This is a genomic window from Streptomyces sp. NPDC007971 (assembly GCF_042958635.1).
In the GTDB taxonomy this organism is placed as follows: domain Bacteria; phylum Actinomycetota; class Actinomycetes; order Streptomycetales; family Streptomycetaceae; genus Streptomyces.
In genome coordinates, this window is record NZ_JBIBJK010000014.1 from 206,746 (window position 1) to 228,073 (window position 21,328).

Annotated in this window: 14 protein-coding genes and 3 pseudogenes; 4 read left to right on the forward strand and 13 right to left on the reverse strand. The window is 69.9% G+C overall.

The genetic code is table 11. From position 1 onward, the window contains the following. The first annotated feature begins 17 nt into the window (after positions 1-17). Together ACFZCP_RS28675 and ACFZCP_RS28680 are read left to right on the forward strand one after the other, a co-directional pair. Positions 18-3,299: an aminotransferase class III-fold pyridoxal phosphate-dependent enzyme gene (locus ACFZCP_RS28675; protein WP_391432046.1), complete on the forward strand. Its 3,282-nt coding sequence runs from the start codon at positions 18-20 to the stop codon at positions 3,297-3,299. A gap of 70 nt (positions 3,300-3,369) precedes the next feature. Continuing rightward, a complete protein-coding gene (locus ACFZCP_RS28680; RefSeq protein ID WP_391432050.1) occupies positions 3,370-5,067 on the forward strand; it encodes a carbamoyltransferase N-terminal domain-containing protein in 1,698 nt (565 codons plus the stop codon). Between the two features lie 63 nt (positions 5,068-5,130). On the opposite strand, the pseudogene ACFZCP_RS28685 reads toward ACFZCP_RS28680, so the two are convergent. The 3 genes and pseudogenes from ACFZCP_RS28685 to ACFZCP_RS28695 form a co-directional block, all read right to left on the reverse strand. Then, positions 5,131-5,265, reverse strand: a pseudogene (locus ACFZCP_RS28685) (IS5/IS1182 family transposase); the annotation flags it as partial. A 79-nt stretch (positions 5,266-5,344) separates the two neighbouring features. Continuing rightward, positions 5,345-5,704, reverse strand: a pseudogene (locus ACFZCP_RS28690) (transposase); the annotation flags it as partial. A 684-nt stretch (positions 5,705-6,388) separates the two neighbouring features. Next, entirely contained in the window at positions 6,389-6,811 is a 423-nt protein-coding gene (locus tag ACFZCP_RS28695; protein ID WP_391432053.1) for a hypothetical protein, read from the reverse strand. On the opposite strand from ACFZCP_RS28695, the gene ACFZCP_RS28700 reads away from it, so the two are divergent. Both ACFZCP_RS28700 and ACFZCP_RS28705 read left to right on the forward strand, forming a co-directional pair. Further along, entirely contained in the window at positions 6,810-7,037 is a 228-nt protein-coding gene (locus tag ACFZCP_RS28700; protein WP_391432056.1) for a hypothetical protein, read from the forward strand. The genes ACFZCP_RS28695 and ACFZCP_RS28700 overlap by 2 nt on opposite strands. Next, the gene (locus tag ACFZCP_RS28705) at positions 7,034-8,338 is read left to right on the forward strand and encodes a ligase (RefSeq protein WP_391432059.1); all 1,305 of its coding nucleotides are present in this window, start codon (positions 7,034-7,036) and stop codon (positions 8,336-8,338) included. Before ACFZCP_RS28700 ends, ACFZCP_RS28705 begins: the two co-directional genes overlap by 4 nt. A 444-nt stretch (positions 8,339-8,782) precedes the next feature. Here ACFZCP_RS28705 and ACFZCP_RS28710 read toward each other — a convergent pair. The 10 genes and pseudogenes from ACFZCP_RS28710 to ACFZCP_RS28755 form a co-directional block, all read right to left on the reverse strand. After that, positions 8,783-9,196, reverse strand: a pseudogene (locus ACFZCP_RS28710) (transposase); the annotation flags it as partial. Positions 9,197-9,332: 136 nt separating this feature from the next. Continuing rightward, on the reverse strand, positions 9,333-10,112 hold the full coding sequence (locus ACFZCP_RS28715) for a thioesterase domain-containing protein (protein ID WP_391432062.1): 780 nt from the start codon (positions 10,110-10,112) through the stop codon (positions 9,333-9,335). After that, positions 10,113-10,847, reverse strand: a complete 735-nt coding sequence (locus ACFZCP_RS28720) for a thioesterase domain-containing protein (RefSeq protein WP_391432067.1) — start codon at positions 10,845-10,847, stop codon at positions 10,113-10,115. Continuing rightward, on the reverse strand, positions 10,844-12,031 hold the full coding sequence (locus ACFZCP_RS28725; RefSeq protein ID WP_391432070.1) for a cytochrome P450: 1,188 nt from the start codon (positions 12,029-12,031) through the stop codon (positions 10,844-10,846). The genes ACFZCP_RS28720 and ACFZCP_RS28725 overlap by 4 nt, the downstream gene beginning before the upstream one ends. A 77-nt stretch (positions 12,032-12,108) precedes the next feature. Beyond that, complete coding sequence (locus ACFZCP_RS28730) at positions 12,109-14,310, reverse strand: amino acid adenylation domain-containing protein (RefSeq protein WP_391432075.1); 2,202 nt, start codon at positions 14,308-14,310, stop codon at positions 12,109-12,111. Continuing rightward, positions 14,307-14,471, reverse strand: coding sequence for a hypothetical protein (locus tag ACFZCP_RS28735; RefSeq protein WP_362687245.1), 165 nt, complete (start codon positions 14,469-14,471; stop codon positions 14,307-14,309). Before ACFZCP_RS28735 ends, ACFZCP_RS28730 begins: the two co-directional genes overlap by 4 nt. 140 nt (positions 14,472-14,611) lie before the next feature. Then, positions 14,612-14,830, reverse strand: coding sequence for an MbtH family NRPS accessory protein (locus tag ACFZCP_RS28740; RefSeq protein ID WP_391432078.1), 219 nt, complete (start codon positions 14,828-14,830; stop codon positions 14,612-14,614). Positions 14,831-15,083: 253 nt separating this feature from the next. Then, a complete protein-coding gene (locus ACFZCP_RS28745; RefSeq protein ID WP_391432082.1) occupies positions 15,084-16,139 on the reverse strand; it encodes a TauD/TfdA family dioxygenase in 1,056 nt (351 codons plus the stop codon). Between the two features lie 46 nt (positions 16,140-16,185). After that, on the reverse strand, positions 16,186-19,971 hold the full coding sequence (locus ACFZCP_RS28750) for an amino acid adenylation domain-containing protein (RefSeq protein WP_391432085.1): 3,786 nt from the start codon (positions 19,969-19,971) through the stop codon (positions 16,186-16,188). Beyond that, positions 19,968-21,299, reverse strand: coding sequence for an MFS transporter (locus ACFZCP_RS28755; protein ID WP_391432088.1), 1,332 nt, complete (start codon positions 21,297-21,299; stop codon positions 19,968-19,970). The genes ACFZCP_RS28750 and ACFZCP_RS28755 overlap by 4 nt, the downstream gene beginning before the upstream one ends. Between the last annotated feature and the right edge of the window lie 29 nt (positions 21,300-21,328).

The window sequence follows — 21,328 nt, forward strand, 5'->3', positions numbered from 1 at the left end:
ACCACGAGGAGAACACCGTGGAGCCACTGCTCCCAGAGGTCGTCGCGATGGTCGGCGGCTATTTCGACATCCGGCCGGACGCGCTGGATCCGGACGTCTCGTTCGCCGATCTCGGTGCGGACTCGATGGTGCTGCTCGGCATGCTGCGGCTGGTCGAGGAACGCTTCGGCCACAAGGTCTCGCTCCGGCAGCTGTTCGGCGACATCCAGACGCCTGCCGCGCTGGCGGCGCACCTGGCGGCGAACGCGTCGGCCAGGACGTCGCCGGAGGCTGCGGCGACCCCGGCCACCGGTGCTGTGATCGCCGCGGCCGTCGACGTGCCGCAGACCCTCGCAGTGCCGCAGACCCTCGCACCCGCGCCGGTGGCGCCGGTTCCGGCCGGCACTGTGTCGGCGCCCGGATTCACGACGGCGGTCGAGCGGCTGATCACCGAACAACTCGCCGTCATGCGAAGCCAGCTCGCACTCCTGGCGGGCGGTACCGCCTCGGGCGCCGGACCAGTCGTCGCCGGACCGGCCGTCGTCGACCCGGCGCCCGCAGCCCGTCCGGCAGGGCGACCGGCCTCATCCCGGCCGGCCGCCCCGCTCGCACCCGGTGCGCGCGGCGGAGCCGGCCTCGTGGAGTCGGAAGAGGGTGTCCGGTATCTCAAGGTCCTGGCCGAGCGGTTCGGCAGCAGGACGAAGGGCTCGAAGGAGTTCGCCCAGCGGTTCCGCCCGCTGATCGCCGACAGCCGCTCGTCCATCGGCTTCCGGCCGACGACCAAGGAGATGCTGTACCCGATCGTCGCCGAACGCGGGCAGGGCGCGCGGCTGTGGGACATCGACGGCAACGAGTACGTCGACCTCACCCTGGGCTGGGGCGTCCACCTCCTCGGGCACAACCCGCCCGCCGTCATGGCGGCCCTGCGCGAGCGGCTGGACCTCGGCTTCGCCATCGCCTCGCGCACCGAGCTGGTCGAGGAGGTCGCCGCCGGCCTGATCGAGCTCACCGGCATGGAGCGGGTCGCCTTCCTGAACACCGGCACCGAAGCGGTCATGACCGCCCTGCGCATCGCCCGGACCGCGACCGGCCGCGACGACGTCGTGGTCTTCTCCAACGCCTACCACGGTCACGCGGACAGCGTGCTCGCCGCGGCCTCCTCCGAGAACGGCGTGCGGACCACCCGGCCGATCACCCCGGGCATCCCGGCGGGCGCGGTGCAGAACATGCACGTGCTCGAATTCGGCACCGACGAGGCCCTGGAGTTCATCGACAGGCACGGTCCGCGGCTTGCCGCGGTGATGACCGAGCCGGTGACCCTCCGCACCCCCGGAGTGCAGAACCCCGAGTTCCTGCGCCGGGTCCGGGAGATCACCCGGCGGCACGGCACGAAGCTGATCTTCGACGAGATGGTGACCGGTTTCCGCTGCCACCCGGCCGGTGTCCAGGGGCTCTACGGCATCGATGCCGACCTGGCCACGTACGGCAAGATCATCGGCGGCGGCATGCCGATCGGCGTGATCGCCGGCCGGGGCGGGATCATGGACACGATCGACGGCGGCGTGTGGAACTTCGGCGACGACTCCCGCCCGACGGCGGAGTCCACCTTCTTCGCCGGCACGTTCAACCAGCATCCGCTGACCATGGTGGCGGCCCGGGCGGTCCTGGACCACCTCCGCGCGCAGGGCCCCGGCCTCCAGCGGGACCTCGACCGCAAGACCGAGGTGTTCGTCGACCAGTTGAACGCCGACTTCCGCGAGCTCGACGTGCCGATCGACGTCCGCCGGTTCTCCTCGTTCTTCCGGTTCGAGCACGAACAGAACATGGACCCCCTGTACTTCAACCTGCTCGACCGCGGCGTGTTCGTCTGGGAGCTGCGCAACTTCTTCCTGTCCACGGCGCACGAGCAGGCCGACCTCGACCACATCCGGGCAGCGGTCCGCGACTCGATCACCGAGCTGCGGGAGCACGGTGTGCTCGGCCCCGGCCGGGCGGCCCCGACCGGGGCCGTGGTGTCGCCGCCCGCGCCGCGCAGCACCCTCGCGCAGCGGCAGCAGGCGGCACTGGACGAGGGCGGCGTGCCGGCGTATCAGATGTCCGTCGGCTTCTGGCTGGACGGTCGGCTGGACCGGGACGCGCTGCGCGGCGCCGTGCAGGGCCTGGTCGCGCGGCACGAGACCTTGCGGACCACGCTCGCTGCCGACGGCGTGACGCTCGTCGTGCATCCTGCTGCGGAGACGGTGCTGGACGAGGTTCTGACCGAACACGTCTGCCCGGATGACGACGACCTCGACCGCTTCCGGCAGTCCTGGGCCGAGCAGCGGCTCGACCTCGCGGCCGGGCCGGTGTTCCGCGCCGCGATCGTGCAGACCGCTCCGGAGCGGCATCTGCTGCTGATCTCCGGGGCGCACGCCGCGGTGGACGGCTGGTCGTTCAGCGTCCTGGTCGACGACCTCGTCGCGCTGTACAACGCCGGCTGTCAGGATGTCAGGCCCCTGCTGCCGCCCGCGGCGCAGTTCCGGGACTACGCCGCGTGGCACGAGCGGGTCGTCGGCGGCCCCGACGCCGCCGAGCACCGGGACTACTGGCGCACTCTGCTCCAGGGCGCGGCGGCTCCGGAGCTGCCCGAGTCCGGAACGTCCGGGCCCTTCCCCTACAGGGCGGTGCGGCACAGCGTCCGGCTCGACTCCGAGTTCTGCGACCGGATGCGCGACACCGCCCGAGAGCAGGGCGCGACGGTGTTCGCCTACCTGATCGCGGCCTGGGGCGCCGTGCTGCACCAGGTGACGGGGCAGGACGACATCGTCGTCCCGGTCCTGACCGCCCGCCGCCCGCCGGAGCTGGACCAGGTGGTCGGGTACTGCTCGAACCTGCTGCCGCTGCGTCTGCGACGGACGGCGGACGTCCTGGCCGCGGACTACGTGGCCGACGTCATGGAACACCTCGTGACCGGGCTCGAGTCCCAGGACCACCCGTTCGCCGACCTGATCATGGAGCTCACGCCCGGAAGCGGCTTGCGCGCCGACCTGCTCGCGACGTCCATCTCGTTCTACCGCCGCGTGGCGGCGCCCCCGATGGACGGGCTCACGGTGTCGGAGGCCGACCCGCTGCCGATCATTCACACCGGCCACCCCCTGGCGCTGAACATCATCGAGGGCGCGGACGGCTTCCGGTGCGACTTCGAGATCGCGACGGACGTCGTCGCCCCCGACCTCGCCGCCGACGTCGCGCGCCGCTACCAGAACCTGCTCGCCGGCCTGGTCGCGCACGGCGAGCGCCCACTGGCCCAGCTGGAACGGCCCGACCATGACGACCTCTGAGCACCACCCCGGACACGACCACGACAGCCCTCGGACAAACGGGAGCCGCAAGACCATGATCACGGCAGGCTTGAAACTCACGCAAAGCGGCGGCATCGCGATCCTCGACGAGGACCGTCTGGTGTTCAACGTCGAGATGCAGAAGATCGCCAACGGCGCCCGGTACAGCAACGTCGACGAACTCGACGACCTGGTCGGCGTCATGGACAAGTTCGGCCTCAAGGTCGGCGACGTCGGCACATGGGCGTTGGACGGCTGGGACGGCGCCGCCGACGGCCGCGTCAAGGTGCTCGCCGGCGGGATCCAGACCGAGGTCCTGGTCGCCCCCTACCGGGAGACCGACCTGGTGCCCGACCCGGCGCTGCCGGGCCACCGCGGCCGGCTCGTGATCGGCGGCCAGGCGCTGGACTACGACAGCTACGTCCACGTCGCCGGCCACCTGGCCTCGGCCTACTGCACCAGCCCGTTCGCGCGCCGCGGCGAGCCGTCGATGGTGCTGGTCTGGGACGGCGGCTGCTTCCCGCGGCTGTACTGCGTGGACGCCGACGGCCGGATCGAGGCCGGCGGCGAGGCGTTCCCGCTCATCGGCCACACCTACTCGATGACCTCGCAGTACTGGGGCCCGTTCAAGCGGCAGAACAAGTCGAAGAACGTCGACGACCTCTCCGTGGCCGGGAAGATGATGGCGTACATCGCCCTGGGCACCTCGCAGGAACAGATCAAGCAGGTCTTCCGCGAGGAGTTCTTCGAGTTCTTCGACGCCGACTCGCCGCGGGTGCGGGAGTACCGGCGGGCCATCATCGGGTGCGGCAGCACCGGTGAGCAGTCGCACGCCTACGTGCACCAGTTCCTCTCCGCCGTGCAGGCCCGCACCGCCGCGCTCGGGATCTCCGACGAGGACGTGCTGGCCAGCGTCCACACGTTCCTCGAGGAACTGCTGATCGACCGGGTGACCAAGAAGATCCAGGCGTGGAAGGGCGGCGGCGCCTGGAACCTGTGCTTCGCCGGCGGCTGCGCGCTGAACATCAAGTGGAACAGCGCCCTGCGCTCTCACCCGACGATCAAGGCCATGTGGGTGCCGCCGTTCCCGGACGACTCCGGCGTCGCCATCGGCACGGCCTGCCTGGCCGCGGCCGGCGGCTCCGGGCTCCGCCCGATCCAGTGGGGCCCCCGGCTGGGCCCGGCTCTCGAACCGACGCCGGACGTGCCGCGCGGCTGGAGCACGTCGCCCTGCACGCCGGAGGAACTGGCCCAGATCCTGCACACCACGGGCCAGCCCGCGGTCGTGCTCGACGGCCGTGCTGAACTGGGACCCCGCGCGCTCGGCGGACGCAGCATCATCGCATCGGCGGTCGAGGCGTCGATGAAGAGGCTCCTGAACGACGTGAAGAGCCGGGAGCATTACCGGCCGGTCGCGCCCATCTGCCTGGAAGAGCATGCCCCGACCGTCTTCTCCCCGGGCACGCCGGACCCGTACATGCTGTTCGAACACTGGGTCCGTCCCGAGTGGATAGACCGCGTCCCGGCCGTCATGCACCTGGACGGCACCGCACGGCTGCAGACCGTCAACGCGTCCGACGACCCGAACCTGCACGCCATCCTGCGCGAGTACTACAAGTGCAGCGGCATCCCGGTCCTGTGCAACACGAGCGCGAACTACAACGGCCGCAGCTTCTTCCCCGACGTCGCGTCGGCGATCGAGTGGGGCCAGCTCGACCTGGTGTGGAGCGAGGGCGTCCTGTACCGGCGGGAAGACTCGGCGTTCTGAGAGGGCGTTTGATCTGGGCAGTTTGCCGCTTGTGCCTTAGTAGGTTCCTCGCCAGGTGAGTTTCTATTCGTCCGTTATGCGCTTGGTGAGGTTGCCGGCCGAGGCGGTGTGGATCACGGCTTCGGAGCTGGTGGTGAGGGTCACGTCGTCGTGGGCGAGCCGGCGGTGCGTCATGATCCATCCGATGCTTCGCTCCACTGCCCCGACGCCGTGGGGCTGACGAAGCGTGACTGGCACGAAGACGGGCAGAACCGGGGCCTGTGTGAGGTTGTGATCATCAGGTCGTCCGCAGGAGATCGTCGATCCAGATCATCGAGGCACGAAGGTGGAGGCCGGCGGGGTAGCTGTCGGGTTCCGTGTCACAGCGGGTGGCGATGCCTCGCCATGCCTTCAGCTTGTTGATCAGGCGCTCGACGGTGTTCCGCTCCTTGTGGAGGTCGGCGTCGTGGCCGACCGGCCGACCGCCCAGGCTGCCCTTCCGCGTCCGGCTCGCGGCCTGGTCCTTCTTCTCCGGGACGACGGCCTTGATGTGACGTCTGCTCAGGTAGGAGCGGTTGCCGCGGGACGGGTACGTCCTGTCCGCGGCGACCGCGCCGGGCCGGGTGTGGGGACGGCCGGCGGGCAGGCGGACCCGAACCGGGCCGCCGACAGCTTCGGCCGGCCACGCCGACTTTCTCGTCCGCCCTCGGCGTCACGTGAGGATGTCGTCGGAGTCGCTCGTCTCCATGTCGAACACCATCCGGTTCAGGACGTCGGTCCCGGCGCGGTTGACGGGCGAACGGAACGGTCAGGGCGAGCCGGTTGCGGAGAAGAATCGCGAGTGAGGCGGCCTGACATGTCCGTGCGTTCAGTGTCAGAGAAGCCTTGTGGCCGCGATCTCCTGTGTAGCAGGATCACGAGGCGCCTCAGGGGGAGGGCTTGTTGCGGTCATCCCCTGCGTTCAGGCAGAACCCCTCTGCGTACGTCTGAAAGAGGACCGATCGTTGATGGGCTCGACCGTCGTGCGGCATGATCCGACATCCGCTTCCTTATTCGGTGCGATCTCTCGCCCCATGGACCGTCAACTCATGCCCTCCCCAGGCGAACAGGTCGGGGGTACCTCGTCCTCGGTCCGGGAGGTGCTCGTCTGCGCCGCCCTGGTGGCGCTCGCGGACTTCTCCGGCAGCCGTGACCTGGATGTCGGGACGATGGCAGAGCCGACCGGTGACACAACGTCACTTTCCTTACAGGGTCCGACGTTGGAGCTGACGGAGCAGGACAGCCTGCGGGCCTTGGTCTCCCGCGCCCCGCCCTCGCTCGACGAGGCGCCGAGTCCGGCTCCTTAACCTTGGTGACGATGGATCAGGCGGACCCGGCTGGGCTGCCGCCGGAACTCGAACTGGTTCTGGCCGACGAGACCGGAGGCCGGGCGGGCGACCAGCCCGGCAGTCTTCTGGTCCGGTACGCCGAGAATCTGTACAAGGCTTACGCCGCACGGCAGTTGGCCGATCACACCGTCGCCGTGCTCGAAGCGCTGCTGGCCGATCCGGACCGGCCGGTCATGCCGGCGATACGGCCCAACCTCGGCGAGGCGCTCGACTTCCTGCCCGGACAGCACTCCGACCTGGCGTCGGGTGGCCGGCACCGGCCCGGCGAGCTGGTGCGCAGCTGGGTGCATCGGACGCCCGGCGCGACGGCGATCCTCGACCCGGGCGGCGCCTCGCTCACGTACGCGCAACTCGGGCGGGGCCAGGGCGGCGAGCATGCCCCGCCGCGCCCTGCTCGACGTCCGGGTCAGCATCGAGGACGGCCGGCTCCGGGTGGCCTGGCCGTTCAGCGACCGGGCCCTGCCGACGGGTCGGGTCGAGGAGCGGGCCCGGGCCCACGAGGCCGCACTGCGGCTCACCGACGACGCACCCGGCACCGACCGGCCGGCCGCCGGCCCCGGTGCCGACGAGCTGGTCAACGACGAAACGGAAACGTCCCGATGACACCTCAGCACACCCAGAAGAAGCCGACCCTGATCGTCGTCCACGACCGGAAGGGAACGCCCCCGTCCGAGGTGGCCCTCCCCCTGGTCTGGGCGGAGTGCGTCTTCGTGATCCCCGCGACCGACGCCTCCCGCGGGATCGCCCCGATCCTCGCCGCCTTCGGTGAGGTGGTGGAGATGGACCTGGACGCGGTCGAGGAGACGGCCGAACGGCTGCGCAAGTACGGGCCCGACGGCATCATCACCTACTGCGAGCAGCTGCAGCGGGTCACCGCGCACCTGGCGGAGCTGCTCGAACTCCGCTACCAGACACGGCAGATGGCGGAGCTGCTGACCGACAAGTGGCAGCAGCGGGCGGCACTGCGCGAAGCCGGAGTGGACTCGGTGCGCACCGCCCTGATCCACACCGAGGCGGACTGGGCGGCCGCCGCCGCGCACGTCGGCTTCCCCGCTGTGCTGAAGCCCGTCCACGGGGTCGCCAGCGGCAATACCTTCCACGCCCCGGACGAGGCCACTGGGCTCGGCCACCTGCGCGAGGTGCTGGCGCAGGACCGGCCGGGGCTGATCCAGGGCGGCGGCCTGGTGCTGGAGGAGTACCTGGTCGGCCGCCCGACCGAGCCGTTCGGTGACTACGTGTCGGTGGAGATCGCTGTGGTCGACGGCGAGCTGACCACCATCGGCGTCACAGGAAAGCCGCCCCTGGCACCGCCGTTCCGCGAGACCGGCCGGTTCTGGCCGTCCCCGTTCGGCCCGGCGGAGGACGAGGAGTTCACGGCCCTCGCCCGGAGCGCGGTGGCGGCCCTCGGGATCCGCACCGGCATCACCCACACCGAACTCAAGGTCACCCCGCAGGGGCCACGCCTGATCGAGGTCAACGGCCGCCTCGGCGGCGGCATCCAGGAGCTCTCGCTCAGCGCAATGGACCTCGACCTGACCGAGTACGCCGCCCGCATCGCGCTCGGCGAGACGGCCCCGCCGCGGCTGGTCCCGGTGGAGGGGGTGCACTTCCAGCTCATCCTGCTCGCGCCGCAGCGGCCCTGCGAGGTCGTCGCGATCGAGGGGGCGAAGGAGGTGTGGGCCCTGGACGGGGTGACCAACTGCCGGTTCTACGTGAGGCCCGGTCAGACCCTGGACGGCGGAGTCGCCACCAACGTGGTGGGCCGCGTCATGGGTGTCGTTCCCGACCACGACGCGTACACCGCACTGGTCGAGCGGATCAACTCGCTGCTGCGGCTGGGCTTCGCGTTCGATGGGGAGCCGGAGCCCCGCTTCGTCAACGGCGACGAGCTGTCCTCGCTGTAGGCCGACGCGGTACCCGACGCACTCGAAGCACGACGGAAGGTTGAAGGTCACGGCTCACGAGCCGCCCGCCGCACCGGCGGCGAACCCGTTCAGTCCCGCCGAGGCCATGATGACCGAGGTGTGGGAGGAGGTGCTCGGCATCGACGGGGCGGGCCCGACGACGACTTCTTCTCTTGAGGTGGCGACTTCCTGCTGGTGATCACCGTGGTCGCCGAGGCACAGAGGCGCGGCCTGGAGACCACCACGGTGCACCTGTTTCGGAACCCCCACCATCCGCGGCGTGTGCGCCGCCGCTGGCGGATCGCCCGTCGGCCCGCCTGCGGTGACGGACCTCCTCTCGCCGGAAGACCGCGCCAAGGCGCCGGCCGGGGTCCAGGAGGTCATGCCGTCCACCCGCCTCCAGCCGGGCCTGATCCACGGAAGCCTGAGGAGCGACGGCGCGCAGTACGTCCGGGCCGCCCCTTTTTGCCGGGCCTTGTCCGCGTCGTCGGCGGCCCTCTCCAGGGCCGCCAGGGCGTCGGGGCTCGGCCCAGGTGTATCCCGGCGGCGTCGTGGTGAGCCCGAACGGTGCTGGAATCCACGCTGACCAGCGACAAGTCCGCCTCGCGGCTTCGCGATCGCGCCCTCCATCAGGGCTTCGAAGGCGCCCGCGTCACGCCACTGCCGGAAGCGATTGGCGACGGCCGACCACGCACCGAACTCCGACGGCATCGCCCGCCGCAGCCCTCCGGTCTTGAACCGCCAGATCACGCCCCCGAACTGCTGCCGCAGCCGCTCCGGGGACGGGCCGTACTCGCCGACCGGCAGGTACGGCTCGATGAACTCCCATTGCCGCCGAGTCGCCTCCTGCCTGCGCACCGAGGTCGGCCAGGACGACAGCATCTGCCGCCGTCGGCGTCCGCGTACCCCTCGGCGACGGCGATTGCCGCGCCCTCTGCTTGGTCAGTCGCTGCGCCGGAACCCCGACCGGGGGTTTCCGGCGCGGAGCCGGACATCACCTGTGATTCCGCACCGTGAGTTCCAGGTCGGACGCGATCTGGTTGATCATTTCGGTGGCGCCGGCGGGGTCGAAGAAGTGCCCGCCGGACACCGTGGTCAAGTTGAACGCCGCTGAGGTTTCCCGGTACCAGTCCCGCATGAGCTCGGGTGGTGCTTCCGTATCGTCTGTGCCGGTGAAAGCACGCAGCGGCACCGCTAGCGGCGGCCCGCTTCGCGGCGGGCAGGTGCCGACGACGGTGAGGTCGGCGCGCACGGTTGGCAGATACATCTCCAGCAGCTCTTTGCTGTCGAAGATCTCCGCAGCTGTGCCGCCAAGCTCACGCAGGTAGGCGATCAGCATCTCATCCGACTCGTTCCAGCCACGCACCGGCAGGCCTCGGGAAGGAGCACAACTGCTCGCGGAGAACAAATGAGAGGGCTGCGGCAGGCCCCGCTCGCGCAACAGGTGCGACACCGCCAGGGCCACACGCGCGCCCATGCTGAATCCGAAAAAGGCATACGGCGAATCCAGCTCTCCGGCCATCGCGTCGGCAACGGCCTCGGCCAGCGGTCGCATGTCCCGGAAGGGTTGCTCCGCGAAGCGGTTCTCGCGGCCAGGCAGCTGCACGGCCACCACCTCGACGTACGGCGGAAGCAGGAACTGCCAGTCCCGGAATGAGGCGGCACTGCCACCCGCGTAGTGGAAGCAGAACAGGCGCAGTGCCCTGGATCCGTAAGCCGGACCGAACCGCCGGAACCACTTGGTCTCTGGCCCGCGCCGTGACTGAGCAGCCATCTAGGCCCCCTTCGCACCCAGCCCGGCGGCGAACAGCTCGAACAACTCGGTCGGTCCGTCAAGGAACCGGTAGTGCGCCCCCGGAAGGACGTGGTGATCCGTGTCTCCGCACCGGTCCCAGCCACTCATGGTGTGGTGCTGGACTTCGCGGTCCTCACTCCAGCCGATGGTCGTGATCGGCATGGTCAGCCTGACGGGGTCGGGGACGACGTAGCGTTTGTTGACCTCGATGTCGGCACGCAGGACTTCCAGCGCCACTTCGAGCACCTCAGGGCTCGGGTTCCCGCCGCGTTCTTCGATCATGATGCGGAGCTCGTTGGTCAGCCCATCGTCATCGAGTTCCAGGAACCGTCCAGTCGGACCGTCCTGCGGCGCCACCTGGGAGGAGATGAACAGATGGCCCGGAACAGCCGAGCCTGTCGCCTCGACCTGGACGGCTGCCTGGTAGGCCGCCAAAGCCGAGCCGCAGTGCCCGAAGAACCCGTACGGCCGGTCGAGGTAAGGCTCCAGGCCGGCCACCAGGTGCTCGGCCAACTCTTCGTAGGTGGTCGGCGCCTGTTCGCGCATCCGGTTCGCGCGTCCAGGCAGTTGTACCGGGACGAGTTCGACACTGCCCACGCTGGACGGCCAACGGTTGTACATCCCCGCGCCGGTGCCCGAGTACGGGATACAGAATATCCGGGCGGTGGCCAGCGGATCGGGCTGACGCAGCAGCCAAGGATTCATGCCCTTCATGAACTTCTCCTCCTGGTGCGCCGCTTCGCGGTCATGGGAATGTGCTTGAAGCCCGAAACAAAGTTCGACCGCAGTCGTTCCGCCGGTCCGGCGGCCTGAAAATCATCGAAGCGCTCGAACAACTCGCTGAACAGGATGCGAAGGGTCAAACGCGCGAGTGAGTGACCGACGCAGTAGTGCGGCCCCGCCCCGAAGGCGAGGTGCTTGTTGGGCTTGCGCCTCACATTGAAAACCTCGGCGTCGGGGAACGCCTTTTCGTCACGGTTGGCCGCACCGAGCCACACCACCACCGCATCTCCGGCGGCGATCGGCGTGTTGTGCATGACTACGTCCTGGGTGGCATAGCGCAGGAAGTGATTCACCGGCGACGCCCAGCGCAGGGCCTCCTCGGTGGCGGTCGCGTCGACCTCGGGGTGCGCGGCCCAGTCGGCAAGAACGTCCGTACCGATGAACTGGGCCATGACGAAGTTGGGTGAATGCGGGGTGGTGACGTTCGCACCGAGCAACAAGCTGTAACAGTTGGAGGTGATCTCCCCCGGGGACATGTGGCGCCCCTCGAAAGTGGTCCCGATCAACACGCTGAGCAAATCGTCGCCGGGGTTGGCGCGCCGGAACTCCACGAGGTCTTGAAAATAGGCGAACAGCTCGCGGTGCGCGGCCTCCAGAGTGGCGGCCTTGCCATCTGGGCCTTGATACTCCGGATCGTCGGCGGCAATGCAGACCGTTGTCAGCCGGCTCAGCCACGGCCAGTCCCGCCGCGGGATGCCCATCAGTGTGCCGCTGACGGCCATGGGAAGAGCCAGAGTGGCTTGAGCGAAGTCGAAGACCCCTCCGTCGCCGAGTGGCTCGATCAGTTCGACCAGCAGACTTGTGATCACGTCGCGCTGCCGGTCGACAGCGCGCGCGGTGAGCGCCTTCTGGAGCCGGACCCGCATCTCGGTGTGCCGGGGTGGGTCGGTTACGGCGAGCTGCCGTCCACCTGCAGGGTCGTCGTGTCCGAGCAGGTCCACAAGAGTGCCGCGTTCGGAGGTGAAGACGGCCCAGTCACGCAGGACGCGATCGGCGTCGTCGTAGGAAACGACCGACCAGAACCCGTTCTCGCTGTCCACCTGCTGCCAGTGCAGGGTGTCCAGGGCACGCAGGCGACGCCAGACCGCCGGAGCGTCCCCGTCGCTGTACAGCATCGGGTCAACGAGGTCGATTCCGCCGTTGTGGACTGGGCAGCCCGTTATTCGGGCCGAGTGGGTGGAGTCGGACGTCCTCACGAGTGATCTCCCTCCCGGCTGAGGTCGGCGATCTGAGCGGCCAGCTCGGCGATGGTCGGTTGCAGGTACAGGGTCCGGGCGGCCAGCTTGACCTGGAACTCCCGCTGCATCTGGCTGAGCAGCTCCGCGGCGAGCAGTGAGTGCCCGCCGAGTTCGAAGAAGTCGTCCTCGACCCCGACCGGCTCCACGTTCAGCGCCTCACCCCACAACTCCGTCAGGCGTTGTTCGAGGCTGTCGCGGGCCGGGACGTACTCGTTCCAAACCGAACGCGCGATGGCGTTAGTGGCCGGCAGCGCCCGGCGATTCACCTTGCCGCTGACCGTCAGCGGAAGTGCGTCGCGGACCAAGATCGCGGCTGGCAGCGAGTACGCGGGCAGAGTCGTGGCCAGATGGGTTCGCAGGCGGACCGCGAGATCGGCCTGGTTTCGCGCCGCCCCATCTCGTGCCTCGACGTACGCGATGAGCCGAACATCCCCCGAGGGGACGCGCTGCGCCACGACCGCGGCCAGCCGCACGTCCGGGTGAGCCAGCAACTCGGTCTCGACGGCGCCGGGCTCCACCCGGTATCCGCGGACTTTGACCTGGCCATCGCCGCGACCATGGAAGAGCAGCGTGCCGTCCTCGGTCCAGCTGGCCAGGTCACCGGTCCGGTACATGCGTCGGCCCGGCTGGTCGGCGAACGGGTCCGGAAGGAAGCGCTCGGCGGTGGCCGCGGGGTCGCCCACGTAACCGAGCGCGACGCCCTCGCCGCCGGCCCACAGCTCGCCGCGCACACCGATCGGAACCAACCGCATCTGGGAGTCCATGACGGCGACCGAAGTCCCGGCGATCGGCCGGCCGATCGGTACCGGATCTCCACCGGTCGGGCCGTCGGCGACCCAGCATGTCGTGAAGGTGGTGTTCTCCGTGGGACCGTAACCGTTGGTGAACGTCAGGCCGGGCTGGGCAGCCAGCAGATGGTTCAGGTGAGCTGGAGAAATCACGTCGCCGCCGGCGATCAGCCGTCGGACGTTGGCCAGCGCCTGCGGCCGGGCGGCGACGAACTGGTGGAAGAGCCCAGCAGTCAGCCAAAGCACGCTGACTTTCTCGGCGGCCAGGGTGTCGGCGAGGGTATCGATGTCCATCGGTCCGGGCGGGAGGACCGCCAACCGCGCGCCGTGGACGAGGGGGGCCCACAACTCGAGGGTGGCGGCGTCGAAGGCCAGCGGTGCCGCCTGCAGGAAGACGTCGCCGGGAAGGGGGTCGAGCCAGTCGGGGTCGGCGACCAGGCGGCTGACGGCGCGGTGCGGCACCAAAACACCCCGGGGCTGACCCGTAGTGCCCGAAGTGAAGGAGATATAGGCCGGAGACTCATCATGGAGGTCAGGAAGCGTCGGCGCTACGGTCGTACCCGCCGTGCTGTCGAACGGGATGGCCCGCACGCCGTCGGGCAACCCGACGGCCAGGTCCGGATCGGTCACGGCGACGCGCACATCGGCGGTGGCCAACAGCCGGTGCACCCGCTCGGTCGGATCGTTGAGATCCACAGCCAGGTACGCGCCACCGGCACGAAGCACGCCGAGTAGGGCGATCACGGCTTCCGGGGAGCGGGGCATGAGAACGGCGACGACCGAGCCGGTGCCAACCCCCGCCGTGTGGAGCTCTGCGGCCAGGGCGCCGGAGCGGTCCATCAGCTCGCGATACGTAACGTGGTCGCCTCCCCGGCTGAGCGCGACGGCGTCGGGAGTCGAGGCGGCTCGCTCGGCGATCAGCACCGGCACCGGACGCAGTTCCTTCGCCGGTGGGCCGGCCATGAAGCCGCGCACCTTCGCTTCGTCGGCTTCGGTCAGGAGATCGAGCCGGCTCAGGCAGAGGTCCGGCTGCGCCGCCGCTCGCCGCGCCTGCCTGGCGATCGGCGTGTCACCTGCCAGCCGTACGGTCAGCGCTGCCCCGGCTTCTTCAGTGTCCGCGTCGGTTGCCAGGACCTCGACGTCCACCGATCGTGCGTCACCGTAGTAGTCCACCTCGGGCGGCGCCGCGTCCCACTCCGCCGCTACCCGCTCGGCCAGAGCGACGAGCGTCGGATCGCCTGAGACATCCACCTCAAGCGGTCCACGTACCCCGTCCGCGTCCCGATACAGAACGCTCATCCGCTCGGCGCCCGTCCGCCGGTGAATTGCCGCGACCACTGTCGCGATCGTCGTAGCCGCGCTGGTCATTGGGACCTCCCGATCGCCCGCACCGGCAAGCGGTTGAAGCCAAACATGAAGTTGGAACGCAGCCGTGAAGTCAGGGTGTGCTCCTGGTCTGAGATGGTCGGCTGGTCCGCGTAGACCGCGGCGTTCCGCCCGAATGGTGTGATGGCGCTGGATTTGCTCACGGATAACTCTTTTTTGTTCTGAGCACTAGATTCTTGAAGATGATGCGGACAGTGCGGGGTGTTCCAAGTTTTTCGCTTGGCCCGAGGGGGTCCGCACGCTACCGGCCACCAGTGCGTCCGTAGGGTTGCGGAACTCGTTCCTACCGCGGTTCATCGCCCATCGCCCTGATCAGGCTGGCCGGCCTCATGTCCGTCCAGTGCGCGGAAACGTATTCGAGGCAGTTCTTGCGAGTTTCCTGGCCGTACACCACCTTCCAGCCGGCCGGTACCGCGCGGAAGGCGGGCCACAGCGAATGCTGATTCTCGTCGTTCACCAGAACCAGGCATGCGCCATCATCATCGTCGAAAGGATTTGCCACGAATTCTCCTGAGGAATCGATCAAACGGCCGTCAGCGTAACAGTGGCGATAATCAGCCGTCACCGTTGCGACAGCTGAATAACGTGCCTCGCACCGGGCATGTCTCGCCGGTGAGACAGCGGCGTCGGGGTTATGGGATATCGCTGTTCCTGATCTCCGTCGCAGCGAAGGCAGGCGGCGGTGGCGGCGCGGCGAACTGCTGCCTGCAGCGCCACCCGGGTGGTCTGTTCCTGGAGCTCGGACCGAGCTCAGCTCATGGCAGGCACGGCCTGGCTTCGCCGGTCATGTCGCCGAGCGCCACCACGATCTTCCGCGGCCCGGTGAAGGGACTGCGTGAGTGCGCGACCAGCATGTTGTCGATGACGAGGACGTCACCCTCCTGCCAGGAGAAGGCGACCGATTCCCGGTCCATCAGGTCGCGGACCTCGTCCACCAGGGCGTCGTCGATGACGGTGCCGTCGCCCCAGAAGACGTTGCGCGGCATCCCCTGATCGCCGCAGATCTCCAGCAGCGAGGAGCGCGTCTCCGGGTCCAGCGACGAAGGGTGGTGCAGCGCCAGCTGGTTGAAGAACACGGTCTCGCCGGTCGTCGGGTGGCGCAGCACCGCCTCGGCCTGACGCGAGGTCCGCAGGCCTCCGTCCGGCGTCCACTCGAAGCTCGTCCCCTCCGCGGCGCACTTGCGCTCGACCTCGGCGGGATCGTCGGTGCCGAAGAAGCGCGACCAGCTGACGTCGACGCCTTCGATGAAGTTGCGGACATAACGGAGCTTCTTGGTGGCGAAGAGCTCGGCCAGCTCCGGACGCATCCGGTCGAGGACCGTCCGGCAGTCGACGATCGGCGTCTGACCACCGGACTGCGGGGCCACGATGCACGAGAAGAACTGCCGCATCGGCCACTGCGGCAGATGCGAACTCTCGTTGTGGAACAGGATCGAGAGGTCTTCCGGATACGGCGTCGACTTGTACACGCGAGCCGACTCGCCCTCTCGCGGAAGGTCCCCGTACTCAGGGAAGAGAGTGCTGCAAATCGCCGAGGCGGCCTGCTCGAACTTCTCCACCGAACCGCCGTGGAACCCCCGGAGCAGGACCGCGCCGTGCCGCAGCAGCCGTGCTTCGAGTTCTTCCCGGTTCGCGCGCAGCCAGCCGGGCAGGTCGACGCCGGGACCGGCCGGCGTGATGAGGACGGGGGTCGTCGGTGACTCCGGCAGGAAACCGATGTTCACCGAACCCTTGCCGGGTACCCGCACCTGCCGCCGAGTCGCGCCCAGCAGGGAGCGCGGCACCGGTGTCCCGGAAGTGGCTTCGATCATGTCCTGGTCCTCATTTCCTGGGCGGTGAACCCGGCCGTGCTCTGTGTCATGCGTCGATCTCCCGCTGGATCAGCTCGGCGAGTTCCTCCACCGCGGGCTGTCGCATGATGCCGTGGTGGGTGGTCGCCACCGAGGCGAAGCCGAGCTCGGGCCCGACCACCGATCCCCAGCCCCACGTACGGTCCGGATCCTGCGGCTCGTCGGCCGGCTCGGCGCGCACCAGCAGCACCGGGAAGTCGGCCCGGCCGAGTTCGGCCTGCTCCTGCACGAAGTAGCGGTCCAGAGCGGTCATGTTGGTCATGTAGACGTCCAGCAGGGTCCGCAGCTCCGCCTCACCGGAGTCGGGAGGCAGCCGCCCGACGTCCTGCAGGGCCTTGAGCAGTTCCTGATGACCGAGGTGTTCGAGCGGCCCCTCCGGCAGGTCCAGCTGGTAGTGGAAGGCGAAGCGGCGCAGGAGATAGTCGGCGGGCTGCCGCGCCAGGGCGCTCTCCGCGTCACCGGGGACGCCGCAGTTGACGATGATCAGCTGCGCCACCTCGCGTCCGGAACGGCGCAGCGCCTGGGCAGTGGCGTAGGCCATGACGCCGCCGAAGCACCAGCCGATGATCACGGGAGCGGCATCGCTCGCGGCCGCGATGTTCGCCGCGTACTCCTCGGCCATGGCGGCGAAATCGTCCTGCGGCGGCCTGCCGTGCAGACCCCAGGCCTCGATGCCGTAGACCGACCGGTCCGCCGGTATCAGCCGGGCCAGCTCCCAGTAGCTGAGCGTGTTGCCGCCGCCGGGGTGCACACAGAAGACCGGGGCCTGCTCGTGCGGTCCACGGGCGGCGCGCAGCGGGACCAGGTTGGAGTCCTGGACGTCGCTCCCGCGCACCAGCTCCGCCATCGTCGCGACGGTCGGGGCGCTGAACACCGTGGACATCGGCAGGCGCAGGCCGAAGGCGTTGTTGATCTGGGCCATGAGTTTGATCGCACGCAGCGACTGGCCCCCGAACTCGAAGAAGTCCGCGTCGGGGGAGGAGATGTCCTGGTCGAGGATCGAGGACCAGATCGCCAGCAGACGCTGTTCCACCGAGTCGCGCGGCCGGCCGGCCCGGGCCTTCGGCGGCGCGATCGGTGCGAGGGCGCGGCGGTCGAGCTTGCCGTTGCGGGTCAGCGGGAACCGCTCCAGCACCTGCCACCCGGTCGGCACGAGGGCGGCCGGGAGGTGCAGAACCACGTCTGCCCGCACGTCCTCGGCGGAGATGTCCACTCCGCCGGCGGCGGTGAGGTAGGCGTCCAGGTGTGTGACGAGTCCGTCGGCGTCCGCGCGCGCCACGACCGCCGCGGCGCCGACGCCGGGCCGGTCCGCCAGCAGCGTCTCGATCTCGCCGAGCTGTACGCGGTAGCCGCGCAGCTTCACCTGGTCGTCGATCCGGCCGAGGATCTCGATGCCGTTGCCGGGCACCAGGCGGCCGAGGTCACCGGTCCGGTGGGCGTCCGCGGTGTCCGCGGTACCGAAGCCCGACTCGCCTTCGCGCAACCGCGCGAGGTAGCCGAGGCCCACGCCGGGCCCGCTGATCAGCACCTCACCGGGGCACCAGGGCGGCAGCGCGGCACCCGCCGCGTCGACCACCGTCAGGACGTTCGCCCCGAGGCCGGAGCCCACCGGGACCGAGGAACAGCGTTCGTCGATCGAGGCGTCCAGCGGGAGGCATGCGGCACCCACCGTCGACTCGGTCGGGCCGTAGTGGTTGTACAGACGCAAGGACGGCGCGATCTCCCGCAGCCGCTCGTACAACGGACGCGGCAGTAGCTCGCCGCCGAGCACGAGCACCTCGCTCGGCAGCAGCGCGAGCGGATCGGCAGCCTCGGCCAGCAGCGCCGACAGGTGCGAGGGGACCAGCTTCATCGCGGCCGCGGGGCTCCCCCGGAACCACTCGGTGAGAGCCGCGGGGCTGGTGGCGGTCTCGGTGGGGACGAGCTGGACGCAGCCACCGCCGGCCAGGGTCGGGAAGAGGGCCGTGTAGGCCAGGTCGGCGGCGAGGGTGGAGACCGCCGCGAACTCGGCGCCCTCGGACAGGGCGAGCGTCTCGCCGATCGCCGAGGCGTAGTGCGACAGCTGCTCGTGCCCGATGACGACACCCTTGGGAAGCCCTGAGGTGCCCGACGTGAAGATCACGTAGGCGACGCCCGTGGCCGCCGCGCCGGAAGTCACCGCGCGCCCCGGGTCGACGACCGCGTCGGCCGTGCACACGATGCGGACGGAGGCCTGGTGGTCGGCCTTCGGATCGGGGGTGAGCAGCAGCGCGGGGTCGGCCTCCCGCAGGATCGTCTCGATCCGCGCTTGCGGCCACGTGGGGTCGAGGGGGACGAACGCCGCGCCGGCGAGCCAGACGCCGAGCATCGCGACGACCGTTTCCGCCGAGGCGGGAACGAACAGCGCGACCCGCTGCCCGGCCCGTACGCCGTGCTCGCGCAGCAGGTGCGCCACCGCGTCAGCGCCCTGCGCCGCGTCCCGGTAGGACACGACGGTCTCGCCGCAGCGCAGGGCGGGCTGCGCGGGCGTGCGCTCCGCCTGCGCGAGGAAGCGGTCGAGCACCGAGGCGTACGACGCACGGGGCCCGGCCTCGGTGTTCGGCGCGTTCGGTGCGGTGAGGCGCAGGCCGCCGATGGCGCGCTCCGTGCCACTGGACAGCAGATCGGTCAGCTGATGTCCGAACGCCTCCGCGACGAGGTCCAAGTCGGCCTGGGTGACGCGGCCGGCGCCGCCGACGAAGGTCAGGCGCAGGCTCCGCGAGCCGCGCACGCAGTCGAGGTGCAGCGCACCAGGAGCTTCGTGGACGGACGCACCGGCCGAGAGTTCCTCGGCCCACCGGTCCAGTCGGTGCCGGTACGAGAGCGGGTGGACGTCCGCCGCATGGGGTGCGGAGGCCGCGGTGCCCGGGTCGATCTGGTTCTCGATCGCCGCCACGGAGCGGAGCGCGTCCTGCGACGCCTGGAGCGCGTCGGCGACCGGGGTGTCCGCGCCGATCTCCAGCCGCACCGGTACCGGACGCTCCAACAGGCCGAGTACGTTCTCCAGGCCTTCCGTGGACCGGCCGTCGGCCAGCACCAGCACATGGTCGTCGGCGTCGCGGCAGTACCGGCCGTACAGCGAGCGCCAGAGAGCCAGCAGCACCGCCGCCTCGCTCACGCCGCACCGTCCGGTGAGTTCGTCCAGCCGTTCCAGGGCCGGCCCCTCGACGACGGCCGAGGCGCTCACCGGCTCGGCGGCCGGGTCCCGGAGGGCGACGGGAGTGAGGAAGGGCAGCGCCGAGGACGGCTTCGACGACTGCCGCGCCGCCTCGTCGGCCCCTGGCGGCTGCACCGACTCGTCCAGCACTTCGCCGAGCCAGGCTGCGACATCGGCGTACTGCAGCACCGTCTCGCCGGCCGCGGCGACCGCGTCCTCCAGCAGCAGGCCGACAAGCAGGGTCCAGGAAGCGTCGTCGACACTCAGCCGCGGCAGGGTGAGAACCAGCCGCGTGCCGTCCGGACCGAGTTCGTGCTCGACGGTCAGCGCGCCGGCCCGGAACACGGTGCGATCCGTTCCCGACTGCTCGATCGCGACCGGGCCCACCGCGTCCACGACCTGGACGAGCGTGGGCAGCCCCGCGAACTCGGTGTACCGCGTACGCAGGCTCTCGTGCGTCGCGACCGCCGTCGCGATCCGGGCCTCCAGATCCGGCACCGGTATCCGGGTGGCGGTGCGGACGGTGCGCACCGCCGTGCTCCGGGCCTCGCCCAACCGGGCCAGCTGTTGCGGGGAGAGCTGATAGCCCTCCTCCTGCCAGGTCTCGACGCTCGTCATGATGTCTGCTCCTGAACGGTCAGGCCGGGGTCCGGCGCGGGAGCCGAGTCGGAATCGGCCGCGGATGCCTCAAGGCGGCGTACCGCCCGCACGGGTGAGAACAGCAGGGCAAGGGAGGCCAGGAACGTCCCGCTCGCGGCCAGCACCACAGCCGTCCGCAGCCCGGTTCCGGACGCGAGCGCACCGCCGAGCAGCGAGCCGACCGAGAACGCGCCCAGCGCGCAGGTACGGGCCGTGGCGTTCACCCGCCCGAGCAGCTCGTCCGGGGTGGAGACCTGCCGGAAGCTGATCACCGTCACGTTGAAGACGGGAATGCTGAGCTGGACGAAGAAGGAGGAGACCGCGACGACGGCGAGCGCGGCCAGTGAGCGGCCGTGCACGGCCGCCAGGATGAGATAGCCGAGGCCGGGCAGCGCCATCGTCAGGATCAGGGTCGGGCCGACACCGAACCGTCGGGTCAGCGGGCCGACCAGAAGGACGCCGACCAGGGCACCGACGCTGCCGACCGCGACGATCAGGCCGACCTGCTTCGAGTCCATGCCGAGGACCCGGAGCAGATAGAGGAAGTACACCGACATCAGGGCGCCGGAGAACAGGTTGATGATCAGCGCGGCCGTGGTGAACCAGCGCAGCAGCGGGTGCCGCACGATCGCGGCGAATCCCTCACGGATCGAGCCCCACACCGAGAGGGTCTCCGCCCCGGGCTGAGGCTTCGGCGCCTCGTCGGCCGGCAGTCCCGCCACCGTGAGGAAGGACAGGACGTAGCTCGCCGCGTCCACCGCGATCGCCACCGGTGCGCTGAGCGCGCTGACCAGCAGGCCCGCCGCGCCCGGCCCGACGACCTGCGCCATCGAGCCCGACAGTTCCAGCTTCGCGTTCGCCTCGCCGAGCCGGTCCCGGCCGATCAGACCGGGTGTGTAGGACTGGAGGGCGAGGTCGAAGAACACGGTCATCACGCCGACGACGAAGACCACGAAGAAGAGCTGACCGATGTTCAGCACATCGAGCCAGTGCGCGACGGGGATCCAGGCGAGGGCCGCGGCACGCACGACATCGGCGACGATCATCACGGACCTGCGCGCCCGGCGGTCCAGCATCACGCCGACGAAGAGGCCGAAGAGCAGGAACGGCAGCGTCTCGAGGGCGACGAGCACGCCGGCTTCCATCGGCGTCGCGTGGAGCAGCAGGACCGCGGTCAGCGGCATCGCGACGTAGGTGATCGGGGAGCCGAGCATCGAGGCCGACTGACCTGTCCACAGCAGCACGAAGTTCCGCCGGCGGAACAGCGAAGCCGGCTTCTTCCCGGCGCTCGCGACATCCTCGCTCATGGGCGCCACACCGCCTCACGGGTCTTGAC